This window comes from Streptomyces sp. TLI_185, assembly GCF_003814765.1.
Classification (GTDB): domain Bacteria; phylum Actinomycetota; class Actinomycetes; order Streptomycetales; family Streptomycetaceae; genus Streptomyces.
This window is the reverse complement of the sequence record NZ_RKRB01000001.1, coordinates 8,330,951-8,344,985: the sequence shown is the minus strand read 5'-3', so window position 1 is coordinate 8,344,985 and position 14,035 is coordinate 8,330,951. Positions and strand designations below refer to the sequence as shown.

The 14,035-nt window shown below is 72.5% G+C and carries 15 protein-coding genes and 2 pseudogenes; 11 read left to right on the top strand and 6 right to left on the bottom strand.

The genetic code is table 11. The features are described from left to right. Positions 1–20: 20 nt before the first annotated feature. Positions 21–794 carry an MBL fold metallo-hydrolase gene (locus EDD92_RS38430; protein ID WP_185124259.1) on the top strand — a complete coding sequence of 258 codons (774 nt, stop codon included), beginning with the start codon at positions 21–23 and terminating at the stop codon, positions 792–794. Then, entirely contained in the window at positions 791–1,411 is a 621-nt protein-coding gene (locus EDD92_RS38425) for a DedA family protein (protein WP_123968551.1), read from the top strand. Before EDD92_RS38430 ends, EDD92_RS38425 begins: the two co-directional genes overlap by 4 nt. A gap of 94 nt (positions 1,412–1,505) precedes the next feature. Here the strand turns inward: EDD92_RS38425 and EDD92_RS38420 are convergent, their stop codons facing one another. The 4 genes from EDD92_RS38420 to EDD92_RS38405 form a co-directional block, all read right to left on the bottom strand. After that, positions 1,506–2,570, bottom strand: a complete 1,065-nt coding sequence (locus EDD92_RS38420) for an MBL fold metallo-hydrolase (protein WP_123968550.1) — start codon at positions 2,568–2,570, stop codon at positions 1,506–1,508. Continuing rightward, the gene (locus EDD92_RS38415; RefSeq protein WP_123968549.1) at positions 2,567–3,814 is read right to left on the bottom strand and encodes an aminotransferase class I/II-fold pyridoxal phosphate-dependent enzyme; all 1,248 of its coding nucleotides are present in this window, start codon (positions 3,812–3,814) and stop codon (positions 2,567–2,569) included. The genes EDD92_RS38420 and EDD92_RS38415 overlap by 4 nt, the downstream gene beginning before the upstream one ends. A 107-nt stretch (positions 3,815–3,921) precedes the next feature. After that, on the bottom strand, positions 3,922–4,659 hold the full coding sequence (locus EDD92_RS38410) for a hypothetical protein (protein ID WP_123968548.1): 738 nt from the start codon (positions 4,657–4,659) through the stop codon (positions 3,922–3,924). A 178-nt stretch (positions 4,660–4,837) separates the two neighbouring features. Beyond that, positions 4,838–5,557, bottom strand: coding sequence for an ANTAR domain-containing response regulator (locus tag EDD92_RS38405; protein ID WP_123968547.1), 720 nt, complete (start codon positions 5,555–5,557; stop codon positions 4,838–4,840). Positions 5,558–5,645: 88 nt separating this feature from the next. On the opposite strand from EDD92_RS38405, the gene EDD92_RS38400 reads away from it, so the two are divergent. After that, the gene (locus EDD92_RS38400; RefSeq protein WP_123968546.1) at positions 5,646–6,761 is read left to right on the top strand and encodes a PAS domain-containing protein; all 1,116 of its coding nucleotides are present in this window, start codon (positions 5,646–5,648) and stop codon (positions 6,759–6,761) included. Here EDD92_RS38400 and EDD92_RS38395 read toward each other — a convergent pair. Beyond that, the gene (locus EDD92_RS38395) at positions 6,742–7,536 is read right to left on the bottom strand and encodes an RNA polymerase sigma factor SigF (RefSeq protein ID WP_123968545.1); all 795 of its coding nucleotides are present in this window, start codon (positions 7,534–7,536) and stop codon (positions 6,742–6,744) included. The two genes, EDD92_RS38400 and EDD92_RS38395, sit on opposite strands and share 20 nt — an antisense overlap. Positions 7,537–7,792: 256 nt before the next feature. Between EDD92_RS38395 and EDD92_RS38390 the strand changes: the two genes are divergently transcribed. Both EDD92_RS38390 and EDD92_RS38385 read left to right on the top strand, forming a co-directional pair. Then, the gene (locus tag EDD92_RS38390; protein ID WP_123968544.1) at positions 7,793–9,586 is read left to right on the top strand and encodes a thiamine pyrophosphate-requiring protein; all 1,794 of its coding nucleotides are present in this window, start codon (positions 7,793–7,795) and stop codon (positions 9,584–9,586) included. A 65-nt stretch (positions 9,587–9,651) separates the two neighbouring features. After that, positions 9,652–10,530 carry an LLM class flavin-dependent oxidoreductase gene (locus EDD92_RS38385; RefSeq protein WP_123968543.1) on the top strand — a complete coding sequence of 293 codons (879 nt, stop codon included), beginning with the start codon at positions 9,652–9,654 and terminating at the stop codon, positions 10,528–10,530. A gap of 3 nt (positions 10,531–10,533) precedes the next feature. Here EDD92_RS38385 and EDD92_RS38380 read toward each other — a convergent pair whose 3' ends face one another. Beyond that, on the bottom strand, positions 10,534–10,794 hold the full coding sequence (locus EDD92_RS38380; protein WP_123968542.1) for a hypothetical protein: 261 nt from the start codon (positions 10,792–10,794) through the stop codon (positions 10,534–10,536). Between the two features lie 127 nt (positions 10,795–10,921). Between EDD92_RS38380 and EDD92_RS38375 the strand changes: the two genes are divergently transcribed. The 6 genes and pseudogenes from EDD92_RS38375 to EDD92_RS51615 all read left to right on the top strand — a co-directional run. Next, positions 10,922–11,314 (top strand): DUF2795 domain-containing protein, encoded by a 393-nt coding sequence (locus EDD92_RS38375; RefSeq protein ID WP_123968541.1) that lies wholly within the window; start codon positions 10,922–10,924, stop codon positions 11,312–11,314. A 140-nt stretch (positions 11,315–11,454) separates the two neighbouring features. Continuing rightward, positions 11,455–11,889, top strand: coding sequence for a CBS domain-containing protein (locus EDD92_RS38370; protein WP_260327053.1), 435 nt, complete (start codon positions 11,455–11,457; stop codon positions 11,887–11,889). Further along, positions 11,886–12,542 (top strand): diguanylate cyclase, encoded by a 657-nt coding sequence (locus EDD92_RS38365; protein WP_123968539.1) that lies wholly within the window; start codon positions 11,886–11,888, stop codon positions 12,540–12,542. Before EDD92_RS38370 ends, EDD92_RS38365 begins: the two co-directional genes overlap by 4 nt. A 6-nt stretch (positions 12,543–12,548) precedes the next feature. Further along, entirely contained in the window at positions 12,549–13,091 is a 543-nt protein-coding gene (locus EDD92_RS38360) for a type 1 glutamine amidotransferase domain-containing protein (RefSeq protein ID WP_123968538.1), read from the top strand. A 37-nt stretch (positions 13,092–13,128) separates the two neighbouring features. Then, positions 13,129–13,309 (top strand): annotated as a pseudogene (locus EDD92_RS52530) (catalase); the annotation flags it as partial. A gap of 70 nt (positions 13,310–13,379) precedes the next feature. After that, positions 13,380–14,032 (top strand): annotated as a pseudogene (locus EDD92_RS51615) (DJ-1/PfpI family protein); the annotation flags it as partial. Positions 14,033–14,035 lie beyond the last annotated feature (3 nt).

Genomic DNA, 14,035 nt, shown 5'->3' with positions numbered 1-14,035 from the left:
CGCGCGAAGGAGGCAAAGAGGTGCCGGTGGAGATCACCTGGTGGGGTCACGCGACCTGTACGGTCGCGGACTCGGGCGTACGGCTGCTCACCGACCCTCTTTTCGCGCGCCGTCTCGCCCATCTCCGCCGCCGTCGCGGGGCACTGCCGCCGCCCGGCGCCTGGCGCGCGGACGTGGCGCTGGTGTCGCATCTGCACGCCGACCACCTGCATGTTCCGTCTCTGGAGCGGCTCGCCGAGGGCACGCGTCTGCTGGTGCCGCGGGGCGCACCCCGGGCCGTGCCGGGGCTGCGCCGGCTCACCCATCTCACGGTGCGCGAGGTGGCGCCCGGGGACCGGGTGACGGTCGGTGACGTGGTCGTGCGGGCCGTCTCCGCATGGCACGACGGGCGGCGGCTGCCGCTCGGACCGCACCGCTCGCCCGCTCTGGGGTACGTCATCGAGGGCGAGGCGCGCACGTACTTCGCCGGGGACACCGGACTGTTCGACGCGATGGCGCAGGAGGTCGGGCCGGTCGACGTGGCGCTGCTGCCGGTGGGCGGCTGGGGGCCGTACCTCGGCACCGGACATCTGGATGCGGGGCGGGCGGCCCAGGCACTGGCCCGGCTGGCGCCGCGCAGTGCGGTGCCGGTGCACTACGGCACGTACTGGCCGATCGGGATGGACGCCGTGCGCCCCCATGAATTCCACGCGCCCGGCGACGAGTTCGTGCGCCTCGCGGCCGAGCACGCGCCGGATGTCGCGGTGCACCGGCTCGGGCACGGGGAGAGCGTGCGCCTGGAGGTCGCGCGGTGACGTGGCTTGCCGCTACGGCGGCGATCGTGCCTCCCGAGTCGACCCAGCGGGCGATCGGCTATCCGTCGCTGTTTCTGCTGGTGCTGTTCGGGGCGCTGGTGCCGGTGATTCCCACGGGGGCGCTGGTGAGTTCGGCGGCCGTGGTGGCCTTTCATCAGACCGCGCCGTTCGCGTTGGCCCTGGTGTTCGTGACCGCGTCACTGGCAGCGTTTCTCGGGGATGCAGCGCTGTACTGGCTGGGGCGGCGCGGGATGAGGTCGAAGAACGGGTCGCGGTGGCTGGAGGCGATTCGGGCGCGGGCGGCGGAGGAGCGGCTTGCGCAGGCGCAGGGGAAGCTGGCCGAGCACGGGGTTGCCGTGCTGGTGTTGTCCCGGCTGGTGCCGGCCGGGCGGATTCCGGTGATGTTGGCTTGTCTCATGGCCGAGTGGCCGTTGCGGCGGTTTGCTCGGGGCAACTTGCCGGCGTGCCTGGCTTGGGCTGCGACGTATCAAGTGATTGGGATTCTGGGTGGTTCCCTGTTCCCGGAGCCTTGGGAAGGCGTGGTGGCTGCGGTTGCGTTGACCGTGGTCATCAGTGTCGTGCCGAGTTTGTGGAGACGGGTTCGATCTGCCGGGTGAGGGTGCGTTGCGGGGCGCGGGTGCGTCGTGGTTTCTCGCGCCCACGCGGCGGAGCCGCAAATCGATACAGCCCCGCGCCCCTAAAAACAGGCGGTTACAGGACCCGGGAGGCTCCGACTGGGAGGTCCCACAGGTCCTCGCGGGCCAGGCCCGCCTTCTCCCAGGCCGTTCGAACCCGTGTAAGTGGTTCCAGGACCGGCTCCGCCGACAGCACGAACGTGCCCCAGTGCATCGGGGCCATCCTTCGCGCGCCCAGGTCCTGGGCTGCCCGTACCGCCTCCTCCGGGTCGCAGTGGACGTCGCTGAGCCACCAGCGGGGGTCGTAGGCGCCGATGGGGAGGAGGGCGAGGTCGATGTCCGGGTAGCGCTCGCCGATCCGGGAGAACCAGTGGCCGTATCCCGTGTCGCCCGCGAAATAGACGCGTTGGCCGTCGGGGGCCGTCAGTACCCAGCCGCCCCACAGGGAGTGGCAGGCATCGGTGAGGGTGCGCTTGGACCAGTGGTGGGCTGGGACGAAGTCGAAGCGGACGCCGTTCAGTTCGGCCGCCTCCCACCAGTCCAGTTCGGTGACGGCGGTGAAGCGGCGGCGGTGGAACCAGCGGGCGAGGCCGGCCGGGACGAACACCGGGGTGGTGCGCGGGAGCCGGCGCAGGGTGGGGGCGTCCAGGTGGTCGTAGTGGTTGTGGCTGATGACGACCGCGTCGACGGGCGGCAGGGACTCCCAGGGGATTCCGACCGGGGTGATGCGGGCGGGGGTTCCGAGGATGCGGCGGGACCAGACCGGGTCGGTCAGGACGGTCAGGCCGCCGATCCGGACGATCCAACTGGCGTGTCCCGCCCAGGAGACGGCGACGGTGCGGGCGTCGACGCGGGGCAGCGGGGCGGGTGCGAAGGGGAGCCGGGGGATGTCGGCCAGGCCTTCGCGTCCGGGGCGGATGGAGCCCTCACGGGCGAAGCGTGCCATGGCTTTCAGGCCGGGCAGCGGGGCGGTCAGGCGGTCGTGGAAGGTGCGCGGCCACACCCTGCGCTCGCCCAGCGGGCGGGGTTCGGCGAGCGGCGGAAGGGCGGGCGCGAACCCTGGCCTGGACGCCGTCTCGTCGGCATCCCGGGTGGCCGTACTCGTACTCGTGGTGGTGGTCGACTCGGACTGCTGCGTCATCGAGGAGGCTCCCATCGCTGAGCGTCGTCGCGGAGATCGTCGAAGACCGACTTCACATGGCTCAACGCGCGTTGCACGTGTGGCAGTTCCAACGGCGTGGGTGATGTGAGACATTCCGCGCGCTCCTCGTCCGTGCGGCCCAGCAGCGGGCCGGTGGACAGGCGGACGCGCAGGGCGCCGAGTTCGTCGCCGAAGCGGTGGCCGCCCGGTGCGGGCATGCCGAGCCGGGCGGCGAGGAAGTCCTCCAGTTCCTGCGCGTCGCCCACGCCGTGCGCCGAGAGCGCGGAGCGCAGCGGGCCGAGGTCGGCGTAGAGGTGGCGGCCGGCCTGCGGGGGACGGGACAGGGAGCCCGCCGCGACGACCGCGGCGTGCACGGCGGCGGCCACGCGCGCGTGCAGGCGCACGGTGGCGGCCACGCGCGCGGTGACCGGCTCCGGCTCCCCCAGCGCGTACGCGGCCGCGGCGGCGACCGGGGCGGCGATACGGGCGCCCATTGCGGTGAGCACGTCGAGCACGCGCGCGTGGAGGTCACGACCCGTGTCGCCCGCCGGGAATCGGGCCATCGCGGCCGGCCAGCCGGGCGGCAGCAGCGCGCCCGCCAGGTCGGTGACGACGGTGACGTGGCCGGGCAGCATCTCGGCGGGGCTGAGCAGCACCGTGGCGTGCGGTGCGTGCAGGGTGTCGCGCCAGGTCTCGTCGCTGACCAGGTGCAGTCCCTCCCCTACGGCGGCCTCTACGCACTCGTGCAGGAACTCGGGCGGGGCGACGGTGGCCGTCGGGTCGTCTGCGACGGACAGCACGAGCAGCCGCGGATCACCGCCCTCGGTGCGCACCCTGCGCACGGTCTCCAGGAGGGCGTACGGATCCGGGACGCCACCGCACTCGGCCGGCGTCGCCACATGGAAGACGGGTCTGCCCAACAGGCGTGCGTACGGCGCCCACCACGCCGCGCAGGGCCTCGGCACCAGGACGTCACCGCCGAGCGCGGCGGTCAGCGCGAGCAGCAGGGCGGGGGCGCCGGGGCCGGCGGCCACGCGGTCGGGTGGGGCGGACAGACCGCGTCGCTCCCAGTAGCCGCACGCGGCCTCGATCAGCTCGGGTCCGCCGCCGATCGGCTCCCCGTCGGCCCGTGCGGCGGCCGCGGCGAGCACGGCGGTGAGTTCGGGCGGCACGGGCAGCCCGTCCTCCGGCAGCGGCGGCCCGTAGCGGACGGGTCCGTGGCCTTCCGGGTCCGTCCGCCGCATGCGTGCCTCCGCGCAGTCCCTGTGCCGTGTCCGTCGCTGTGCTCCGAGTACCCAGGGTGCCGCTGCGGCATCGGAGTGCGCACGGGTTTCGCCGGTCGACCCGCGGGTCAGTGGTCCCAGGCTGAGTCCTTGGGCCACAGCCGGTAGGCGGCGGCGCCCAGGGCGACGGCGATCAGGAGGCCGCCGGCGACGAGGGCGGGCACGGAGTCGGAGAAGGTGCCGCCCGCACCGGCCTCCACCCCGTGCTGCCTGCCGTTCTGCATGCCGTGCTCCGTTCCGTTCTGCATCCCCGCGCCGCCGCAGAAGTCGGCGTCCGGATCGGTGCAGGGCCGGCCTTGGTCATGGCCGCCACCGTCGCCGACACCGCCGCCGCCGAGATCGGCGCCGCCACCGCCGCCGGCGTCTCCACTTCCGCCGCCACCGCCGCCGTCGTCACCAAGTCCGCCGGCACCGCCCCCGCCGTCGCCACGCCCGCCACCACCGTCGTCGCCGGCCAGACCCCCGTCACCCCCGACGTCACCACGCCCGGCACCCTCGCTGCCGTCGCCGCGGTTCACGCGGGAAGCGGTGCTCCACGCCTTGTCCTTGCCGCCGGGCGCCGTCGCGCAGGTGCCGTCGGCGGTCGCGGAGTTCCCGCGCCGGGCGTTGGCCTGTGAGACGGCGTCGACGGTGGCCGGCGGCGCTCCGCCGGTGGCTTCGCAGGCGACCGAGACGGTGACGCTGCCGCCCGGGGAGGAACTGCTCGGGCCGGCCTCCGCGGCCGAGTCCGCGTAGGCGGCCGAGGCGAAGCCGAGGGTGGCACCGGCCAGGGCGGCGACGGACAGGACACGGGCGGTGCGGGGCATGGGGAGGGCTCCTTCGACGGGTGACTTCTCAGGAGCACGGAGTCGTGCCCCATAGCCCATCACAGCCCGCCCGGCGGCCAGGCGCGCGCGGCCGAGCCCCATTCGCGCTACAAGGGCGGCCGAGCGGGTGACACAGCCCGCGTCTCGCCCAGGTGTCAGGACCCCGGTTCGCGGGACCTCAGTTCAGAAGCGCGGCCAGGTCCCTCTCCAGCCCCCTCCCCCGCCGTTCGACCACCCCCGCCGCCACGTCGGACAGCTTGCGGTTGCTGCCCTGCGAGATGCGGCGCAGCACCCCGAAGGCGGCGTCCGCGTCGCAGCCGAGCACGTGCATGACGATGCCGCAGGCCTGGTCGACGAGGGGACGGGAGCGCAGTGCGGTGCCGAGCTGGTCGAGTTCGGTGAGCGCGGCGCGGTAGGAACGGTCGCGGATAAGGCACGTCATGGCGAAGTCGCCGAGCGCCCGGGCCGGCCCGTGCGGGGCGTCCTCCAGGGCGCCGGGCCGGAAGCTGTAGAGGCTGAGCGTCACCGCCAGGCCGGAGCGCCGGAAGGGCAGTGTGACGCTGGAGCGCACCCCGGAGTCGAGCGCGAGGGCGCGGTACTCGGGCCAGCGGTCCTCGCGCAGCAGGTCGGAGCAACGGGCGGGCTCCCCGCGTTCCAGGGCGGCCGGGATGGGTCCGTCCCCGGAGCGCAGTTGCACGGCGACGAGCGGGGCGAGGTCGGGATGGGTGACGGCCGCGGGCCGTTCGCTGCCGCCCTCGGCCACCAGTCCGCTCGCTCCGCAGCACTCGACGGTGCAGCGCACGGCCTCCTCGACCAGTTCCGACAACCGCCGCCCCGGGAGAGCGGGCTCGGTCTCCTCCGCGCCCCAACGGCCGGTGTGATGCCCGGTGTCCTGCATGGTGCACTCCTCCTCTCACCCGCGCACCTTCCCGCTCGCCCGGTCCGAAAACGGTGGTCTCGAACGGGAGTCGCGCTACGTTCGTCGCATGACGCAGACGGACGAGTTCGGGGAAGACCTCGCGGATTTTGTGCGCCGCGTCGCGGAGTTGAAGACGGCGAGATCGGTGTCGGGTGGGGACCTGCCCACGGTGCTGGACGCGGCGATCTTCGAACTCGACCATGTGGTCGGCCAGTTGTGGCCCCGGTACGAGCGGCTGACGGAAGCAGGCCCGGCCCGCACCCGCGCCTCGGCGGACCGTCAGGAGCAGCAGCTGCTGCGCACCGTGTTCCAGCGCCTCCCGCTCCCGGTCGCGTTGGTCGACAAGGAGACGGTGGTGCGGCGGCTGAACGGCGCGGCGACCGCCTTCACCGGTGTGCGCGCCGGTTATGCGACGGGCCGCCCGCTGACCGGTTTCCTCGCACACGCCGACCGGGCCGCGTTCCGTTCGCAGGCCGCGGCGGTGGCCCGCGGCGAGGGCGACCGCAGTCTCACCGTCCGCCTCCAGCAGCAGCCGTCCGTCCCGGTGCACGCCACGCTGGCGGCCGTACGCCCGAGCAGCGAGCCCCGCACAACGGTCCTTGTCGTCCTCCAGCCCGGCGGAACCAGCGGCCCCGCCACGCCGGTGGACCCGCCGGCACGGCAGCTCCCGGACCTCGCCGAGACCACCCGGCACGCGGCCGTGATGGACCTCCTGGACGCGATGACCACGGTCCTGCTGACCACGGACCGCCAGAGCGCCCTGGAGGCGGCGGCGCGGGTCCTGCACGGCAGGTTCGCCGACTGGGTGATCGCCGACGCGGGGGCGGACGGCCTGGCGCGTACGACCGTGCTGGCCCCGCCGGACGGGGACGCGACCGCGCTCGAAGGGCAGGATCCGGCCGACTGCCCCCTGGTCGTCGAGACGGCCCGGACGGGGTCCCCGGCGCTGCAGATCCGTCCGCCGGACCCGGACGCCCTCGGCCGGACCGCGACGGGCGCCCCCGTCCTCGTAGCAGCAGACGTCACTTCACTGCTGTGCGTGCCGCTGAAGGACGGGGACGCCGTGCGGGGCGTGCTCACGTTGTTCCGGTGCGGGCCCCGGCTGGCGTTCTCGATGGCGGAGGCGCAGGCGATGGACCTGATGTCCCGCCATCTGGCACTGGCTATGCGGCCTCGCGCATGATCTGGTCCCGCATCCGAGTGCAGCACCGGCTGATCAGTCGTGACACATGCATCTGGGAGATGCCGAGCTGCTCGGCGATCCGGCTCTGCGTCATGTCGCCGAAGAACCGCATGTACAGGATGGCCCGCTCCCGCTCGGGCAGCGCGGCCAGCCGGGGCTTGACGGACTCGCGGTCCACGACCGTGTCCAGCGCGGGGTCGGGCGAGCCGAGGGCGTCGCTCAGCGAGTAGCCGTCCTCGCTGCCGGGCAGTTCGGCGTCGAGCGAGAGCGCGGTGAAGCTCTCCAGCGCCTCCAGTCCGACCAGGACGTCCTCCTCGCTCATGTTGGCGTGCTCGGCGATCTCCGCGACGGTGGGCCTGCGGCCCGGGATGGTCTGGGAGAGGTCCTGGCTGGCGAACCGGACGCGGTTGCGCAGGTCCTGCACCCGGCGCGGTACGTGCAGGGTCCACATGTGGTCGCGGAAGTGCCGTTTGATCTCACCGGTGATGGTGGGCACGGCATAGCTCTCGAACGCGTTGCCGAGGTCGGGGTTGTACCGGTCGACGGCCTTGACCAGACCGAGGGCGGCCACCTGCCGCAGATCCTCGAAGCTCTCGCCGCGGCTGCGGAAGCGTCCCGCGAGGCGTTCCGCCATCGGCAGCCAGGCCTCGACGACCTGCTCGCGCAGCGTGTCGCGCTGCTGGCCCGCGGGGAGCTTGGCGAGTTTGCGGAAGGCGTCGGCGGTGTCGGGGGCGTCGTCGTGCGGGTGGTGCTTCGCGCTCACTTTGGTGGGCATGGTGCGTCGCAACTCCCTTGAAGGTGCTCTGGGGTGGACGGTCACCGTGGGAGTGCGGCCGCGCGCTCGAGACAGGCGCGGCCTGGGCGGCTCAGGGGCCGTTCCCACGGACGTGCCTCCTGTCCGAAGCACTGGAACTGCGCCTGCCCCGGGCCCTGAGCCGCAAACACCCCCGCATGTTTTCCGGGGGCCCACCGGGTGACTCGGCCCGCAGACGACAGCTGCCCGATCACGTCAAGGCCCGGGAGGTCGACACATGAGCACCAAGGTCTCCGACCACGTCCTGCAGCGACTGCGCGAGTGGGGTGTGGACCATGTCTTCGGCTACCCAGGAGACGGCATCAACGGTCTGCTGGCCGCCTGGGGCCGGGCCGAGAACAAGCCTCGTTTCGTCCAGTCCCGGCACGAGGAGATGTCCGCGTTCGAGGCGGTCGGCTACGCCAAGTTCAGCGGCCGTCTCGGAGTGTGCGCGGCGACCTCGGGCCCCGGCGCGATCCACCTGCTCAACGGCCTCTACGACGCCAAGCTCGACCATGTGCCGGTGCTGGCGATCGTCGGCCAGACGCACCGCACGGCGATGGGCGGCTCGTACCAGCAGGAGGTCGACCTGCACACCCTGTTCAAGGACGTCGCCTCGGACTTCATCGAGACGGTGACGGTCCCCGAGCAGCTGCCGAACGTCATCGACCGGGCGATCCGCACCGCGTACGCACGCCACGCCCCCACCGCGATCATCATCCCCGGGGACGTCCAGGAGCTCGACTACTCCCCGCCCACGCACGAGTTCAAGATGGTGCCCTCCAGCCTGGACCGCTCCACCTGGACGGCGATCCCGTCCGAGGAGTCCATCCAGCGGGCGGCCGAGATCCTCAACTCCGGTGACAAAGTGGCGATCCTGGTCGGCCAGGGCGCCGCAGGGGCACGCGCCGAGGTCGAGCAGATCGCCGAACTGCTGAAGGCCGGCGTGGCCAAGGCGCTGCTCGGCAAGGACGTCCTCAGCGACGAACTCCCTTACGTGACCGGCTCGATCGGCCTGCTGGGCACGCGCCCTTCGTACGAGCTGATGAGGGACTGCGACACCCTGCTGACCATCGGTTCCTCCTTCCCGTACACGCAGTTCATGCCGGACTTCGGCAAGGCGCGCGGGGTGCAGATCGACATCGATCCGCACATGGTCGGCATGCGTTATCCGTACGAGGTGAATCTCGTCGGCGACGCGAAGGCGACCCTGGAGGCCCTGATCCCGCTGCTGAGTGCGGACCGCGGACGCGAGTGGCACGACCAGGTGTGTGCGAACGTGACGCGCTGGCGTGAGGTGATGGGGCGGCGGGCGGAGTTGTCGGCCGACCCGATCAACCCGGAGTACGTCGCCCATGTGCTGGATCCGTTGCTGCCGGCCGACGCGATGGTCAGCTCCGACTCCGGCTCGGCGGCCAACTGGTACGCACGCCACCTGACCATGAAGCCGGGCATGCGCTCCTCCCTGTCCGGCACGCTCGCGACGATGGGCTGCGGGGTGCCGTACGCGATCGGCGCGAAGTTCGCGCACCCGGACCGGCCCGCGATCGCGCTCGTCGGGGACGGTGCGATGCAGATGAACGGCATGGCGGAGCTGATCACGGCCGCCAAGTACCGGGATCTGTGGGAGGACCCGCGGCTGGTCGTGGCCGTGTTCAACAACCACGACCTCAACCAGGTGACGTGGGAGATGCGGGCCATGGAAGGTGCTCCGTCCTTCCTGCCCTCGCAGGAGATCCCGGACGTGCAGTACGCCGCGTTCGCCCGTTCGCTGGGTCTGACCGGCATCCGGGTCGAGAAGCCGGAGGACGTCGAGGCGGGGTGGCGGGCCGGTCTGGAGGCGGACGGCCCCGCGGTGATCGAGTTCCTGACCGACCCGGCGGTCCCGCCGATCCCGCCGCACGCCACCTGGGAGCAGATGGAGGCGACGGCCGCCTCGATCCTGAAGGGCGACGCGGACCGCGGCTCCATGATCAAGCAGGGGCTGAAGGCGAAGGTGCAGGAGTTCCTGCCGGGGCGGGAGAAGCAGTAGACCCCATCGGACTCGGTAGCTGGAACGCCGTTGATCGGCATGCCACCGGCACATAGGTTCCGGGCATGACGAACATACGGATCGGCGTGATGTACGACCGCGACTGGGCGCCGGAAGAGCTGCCCGGGTTCGCGCGGCGGGCCGAGGCGCTCGGGGTGGACGACCTGTGGGTGGTCGAGGACCTCGGGTGGAACGGCGGCGTGTCGGCGGCGGCCGTGGCCCTGGGAGCGACGGAACGCATCCGGGTGGGCATCGGCATCACGCCTGCCCCGCTGCGCAGCCCGGCGCTGCTGGCGATGGAACTGGCCACGCTGGCACGGGTGTTCCCGGGGCGGCTGGTGGCCGGGATCGGGCACGGGGTGCGAGAGTGGATGGCCCAGGTGGGCGTCGCGCCGCGCTCGCCGCTCGCCCTGCTGGAGGAGACGGTCACCTCGGTGCGTGCCCTGCTGCGCGGGCAGCGGGTGGAGCTCGCCGGACGTGAAGTCCGCCTGGAGGACGTCGGGTTGGTGCATCCGCCGGCTGAGGTGCCGCCGGTGGTCACGGGCGTCGTACGGCCCCGTTCGCTCGAACTGTCCGGCCGGGTCGCGGACGGCACCGTGATCACCGAGGGGCACGGCCCCGCGGACCTGGAGAACGCCCGTGCGCTGACCGCCAAGGGCGGCGCCGCACCCGACCACACCCTGACGGTCCTCGCCTTCGCCTCCGTCGGTGACGACGCCGACGAGGTGGCCCGCGCCCTGCGCCCGTACATCGAGGGGCACGCCGCCTGGCTCGGCCGCCCGCAGGAGGAGGTGTTCACCGTCGCGGGTCCCGCCTCGCAGGCTGCCGAACGGATCGGCGAGCTTGCGGCGGCCGGCGCGGACACGGTCGTCCTGCGGATCGCGGGCGCGGAGCCGCTGCGGCAGTTGGAGGCCCTGTTGAAGGCGACCGTGCGGCGGGGCTGAGGGTCAGCGAGGAGAGCGCGGGGCAGGGTGGCGGCGGCGCCCCCGCCGCGCGGGCCTGACCGCACTCGTTCCTGAAGCAACCACTCGCACCGGGCGTCGCGGGACCCGCAGGACCGGGAGTGGCACTGTCGCGCCGAGTGGGCCGACCGGGGCGTCATCGCTCGGGTCGGCCTTCTTCATGGGCAGCAGAAGCTCCTCGTAACGGCCCAGTGCAAGCACCATGCCGAGCATGAGAAGCGGGATGATCACGGCGAGCAGTGCCATGGCCGTTTCCTCCCCGAGGATGTGCGTGGAGGGCGTTTGACGGGTTCCCGGCTTTCGGGGCGCAAACCCTGTGTCGGCCTCCGGTCTTCGGGTACGCGGTGCCCACCCTGAGGATCTGGAGTGAGTCATGCAGCGAGGCAGTGACCGGCTGAGCGTCCACCGTGACGAAGAGATGAAGCACGAACTGCAGGGTCTGCTCCGGTCCGGGCACCCCACTCGGACCGAGGAATGGCACGACCCGGAGCCCACCGCCGACGACGACCCGGAGGTCGCGGGCGGTCCGATCGCACCCGGACGTTCCCGCGCGTCCCTGGCCGCGGTCCGCACGGAACTGGCCCGGCACCTGAACCGCCACGTGTTCCCCGCAAGCCCCCGCGAGCTCGTCCACGCGCTGCGCCGGGCCTACGCGCCCGACGCCCTGATCGACCCCGTGGAGCGACTGCCGCGCTCGGCGCGCTACGCCACCGTCCAGGAGCTGGCGGAGGCCCTCGCGGGGACCGGACGGGAGCGACGGGCGTAGACACCGGCCGGATCCTGCGGCCTGCCGGAGGACGAGGGGCCGCCGTGACGCATAGGCCCCGGGCCCAGGGGTACTGCGGGCGGCGTCACCCCGACGACGGCCACGGGCCGGGAACGGAGGAAGGACCCACAGTGATGGCAGTGAGCGCGGATTTCGTCAGGGAGGTCATGACGCCGGGCGTGGTCGCCGTCCGCCCGGACGCGTCACTCGTCGAGGCGGCGCAGCTGATGCGGGCACAGGGCATCGGCGATGTGCTGGTGGCCGACGGGCAGCAGGTCGTGGGGGTGCTCACCGACCGTGACATCACGGTGCGGGCGGTGGCGGACGGCGCCGATCCGCTGACGGTGAGCGCACAGTCCGTGTGCACCCCGGATCCGGTGCTGGTCGGCCCGGACGATCCCGTCTCGGCCGCCGTGGCGCTCATGCGCGCGCACGCCGTACGCCGGCTGCCGGTCGTGGAGGACGGGCTGCCGGTCGGGATGGTGAGCCTCGGTGATCTGGCCACGGTGCAGGACCCCGACTCGGCGCTCGCCGAGATCAGCCTTGCCGTGCCGGACGGCCGGGGCAGCCTGTGAGCCGGGACCAGGCCGCCGAGATCAGCGCCGCCGGGGTCAAGGTCGACGTCGGTGACGTGACCACCCGCTATCTGCTGTACGGGCTGCTGCCCGGCTGGTTCGTGCCGGGCCTCGCCGACTGGGTGATGCACCGGCGCAGCCGCATCGAGGACACGGCGGGCACCAAGGAGTCGTTGATCCACTCGCTGATGATGGCGGAGGTCGGCATCCCCATCGCGCTGACCTTGCGCTACGAGGTCAACCCACTACTCCTGACGGTGCAGTTGGGGGGCGCCGCGGTGCATGAGGCGACCGCGCTGTGGGACGTGCGTACGGCGGTGAAGAGCGACCGCGAGGTCACCCCGCTGGAGCAGCACATCCACAGCTTCCTGGAGTCGCTGCCGTACGGGGCACTGTCCGCGCTGATGTGTCTGCACGCCGACCAGGTCAAGGCACTGCTGCGCGGAGGAGGTGGCCGCGCCGACGCCTGGCGTCTGGTGCCACGCCGCCGCCCGCTGTCCCGCGGCTATCTCGCGGGCATCGCCGCTGCGATCGGCACCTGTGTGGTGCTGCCGTACGGCGAGGAGCTCGTGCGCTGTGTTCGCGCGGGTCGCCGCAACAAGAAGCGCGCCACGACCGACGAGGCCAACTGGCGTGCTGGGAAAGGACGTTGAACCATCATGCGTATCGCATTCCTGACCGCACCCGAGGGCGTCGAGCAGATCGAGCTCACCGATCCGTGGCAGGCGGCGAAGGACGCGGGCCACGAACCCGTGCTGGTGTCGACCAAGTCCGGCCGGATCCAGGCCTTCGACCACCTCGACAAGGCGGACACCTTCCCCGTGGACGAGGTGGTGGGCGAGACCTCGGCGGCGTCCTTCGGCGCACTGGTCCTGCCGGGCGGTGTGGCCAACCCCGACTTCCTGCGCATGGACGAGAAGGCCGTCGCGTTCGTACGGGACTTCTTCGACCAGGGCCGGCCCGTCGCCGCGATCTGCCACGCCCCGTGGACGCTGGTCGAGGCGGACGTCGTACGGGGCCGTGAGCTGACGTCCTGGCCCAGCCTGAAGACCGACATCCGCAACGCGGGCGGCACCTGGGTCGACGAACAGGTGAAGATCGACGACAACGGCACGGGCAAGCTGGTCACCAGCCGCAAGCCGGACGACCTGAAGGCGTTCTGCGACGCCTTCCTGCATGTGTTCGCAGAGGGGGCCGGCTGATGCGCTCCCCCGCCGACCACCAATTAAAAGGGGCCACTTCCGGGAGAAGCTGACCCACTTCGACCACGAACGCATCCCCGAGCGGGTGGTGCACGCCCGAGGCGCAGGACTCGTATGGCTACTTCGAACCGTACGAGTCCTGCGCGGAGTTCACGCGTGCGGCCTTTCTGCAGGCCCCCTCCGTGCAGACGCCGGTCTTCGTGCGGTTCTCGACGGTGCAGGCCCGGACTTGGTGCACGCGGTGAAGCCGGAGCCGCACAACGCCATCAGCTGCAGCACCGCGGCACCCGGGCCGTCGAGCAACTCGCCAAGGTGGACGGCGGGTTGGCGAGCGAGGTGGCGCGCGGCGCCGGGGTCCCGGAGCAGGACGGCACCGGGCCGGGAACGTACAAGCTCGTTTCGCCCGCGCTCAGCCTCGAGTCCCTGCGCGGCGACGGCTCGATCCGCACCCTGCAGATCGCGGTGCTCGTCACGGACGGCGTGGACGCCAGCAGGTGACCTCCGTACGGGAGGCGCCGGCGGCCGAGGGTGCGATCGTCGAGGCGCCGGCGCCGACGGACGGCGCGGTGACCGGCTCCGACGGTGCCCAGTACACGGTCGACCGTGCCCTGCCGACCGTCGCCTCCGTGCGGTACGACGCGGCCCTGCTGCCCGGCGGAGAGTACGGAGCCCCGGCGGCGGCGAAGGACCCGGACGCCCTGAGCTAAGTGCGGGACGCCCGCCCGCACGGCAAGGCGGTGGGCACGCTCGGCTCGGGCGTGGGTCCTGTCCACCCTGGAACCCGAGGGCATCCGACCGTCCACCGGGAACCGGCGCACGGTGTCCGACCGGGGCGTGGTGACGGACACGTCACCGGGCACCGCGAACCCGAGTTCGCACATGCGTTCGTCGATGCCATGGCGGCGCACCGGCATGGGGGCCGGCCGCCGGTGCACCACTGAGGA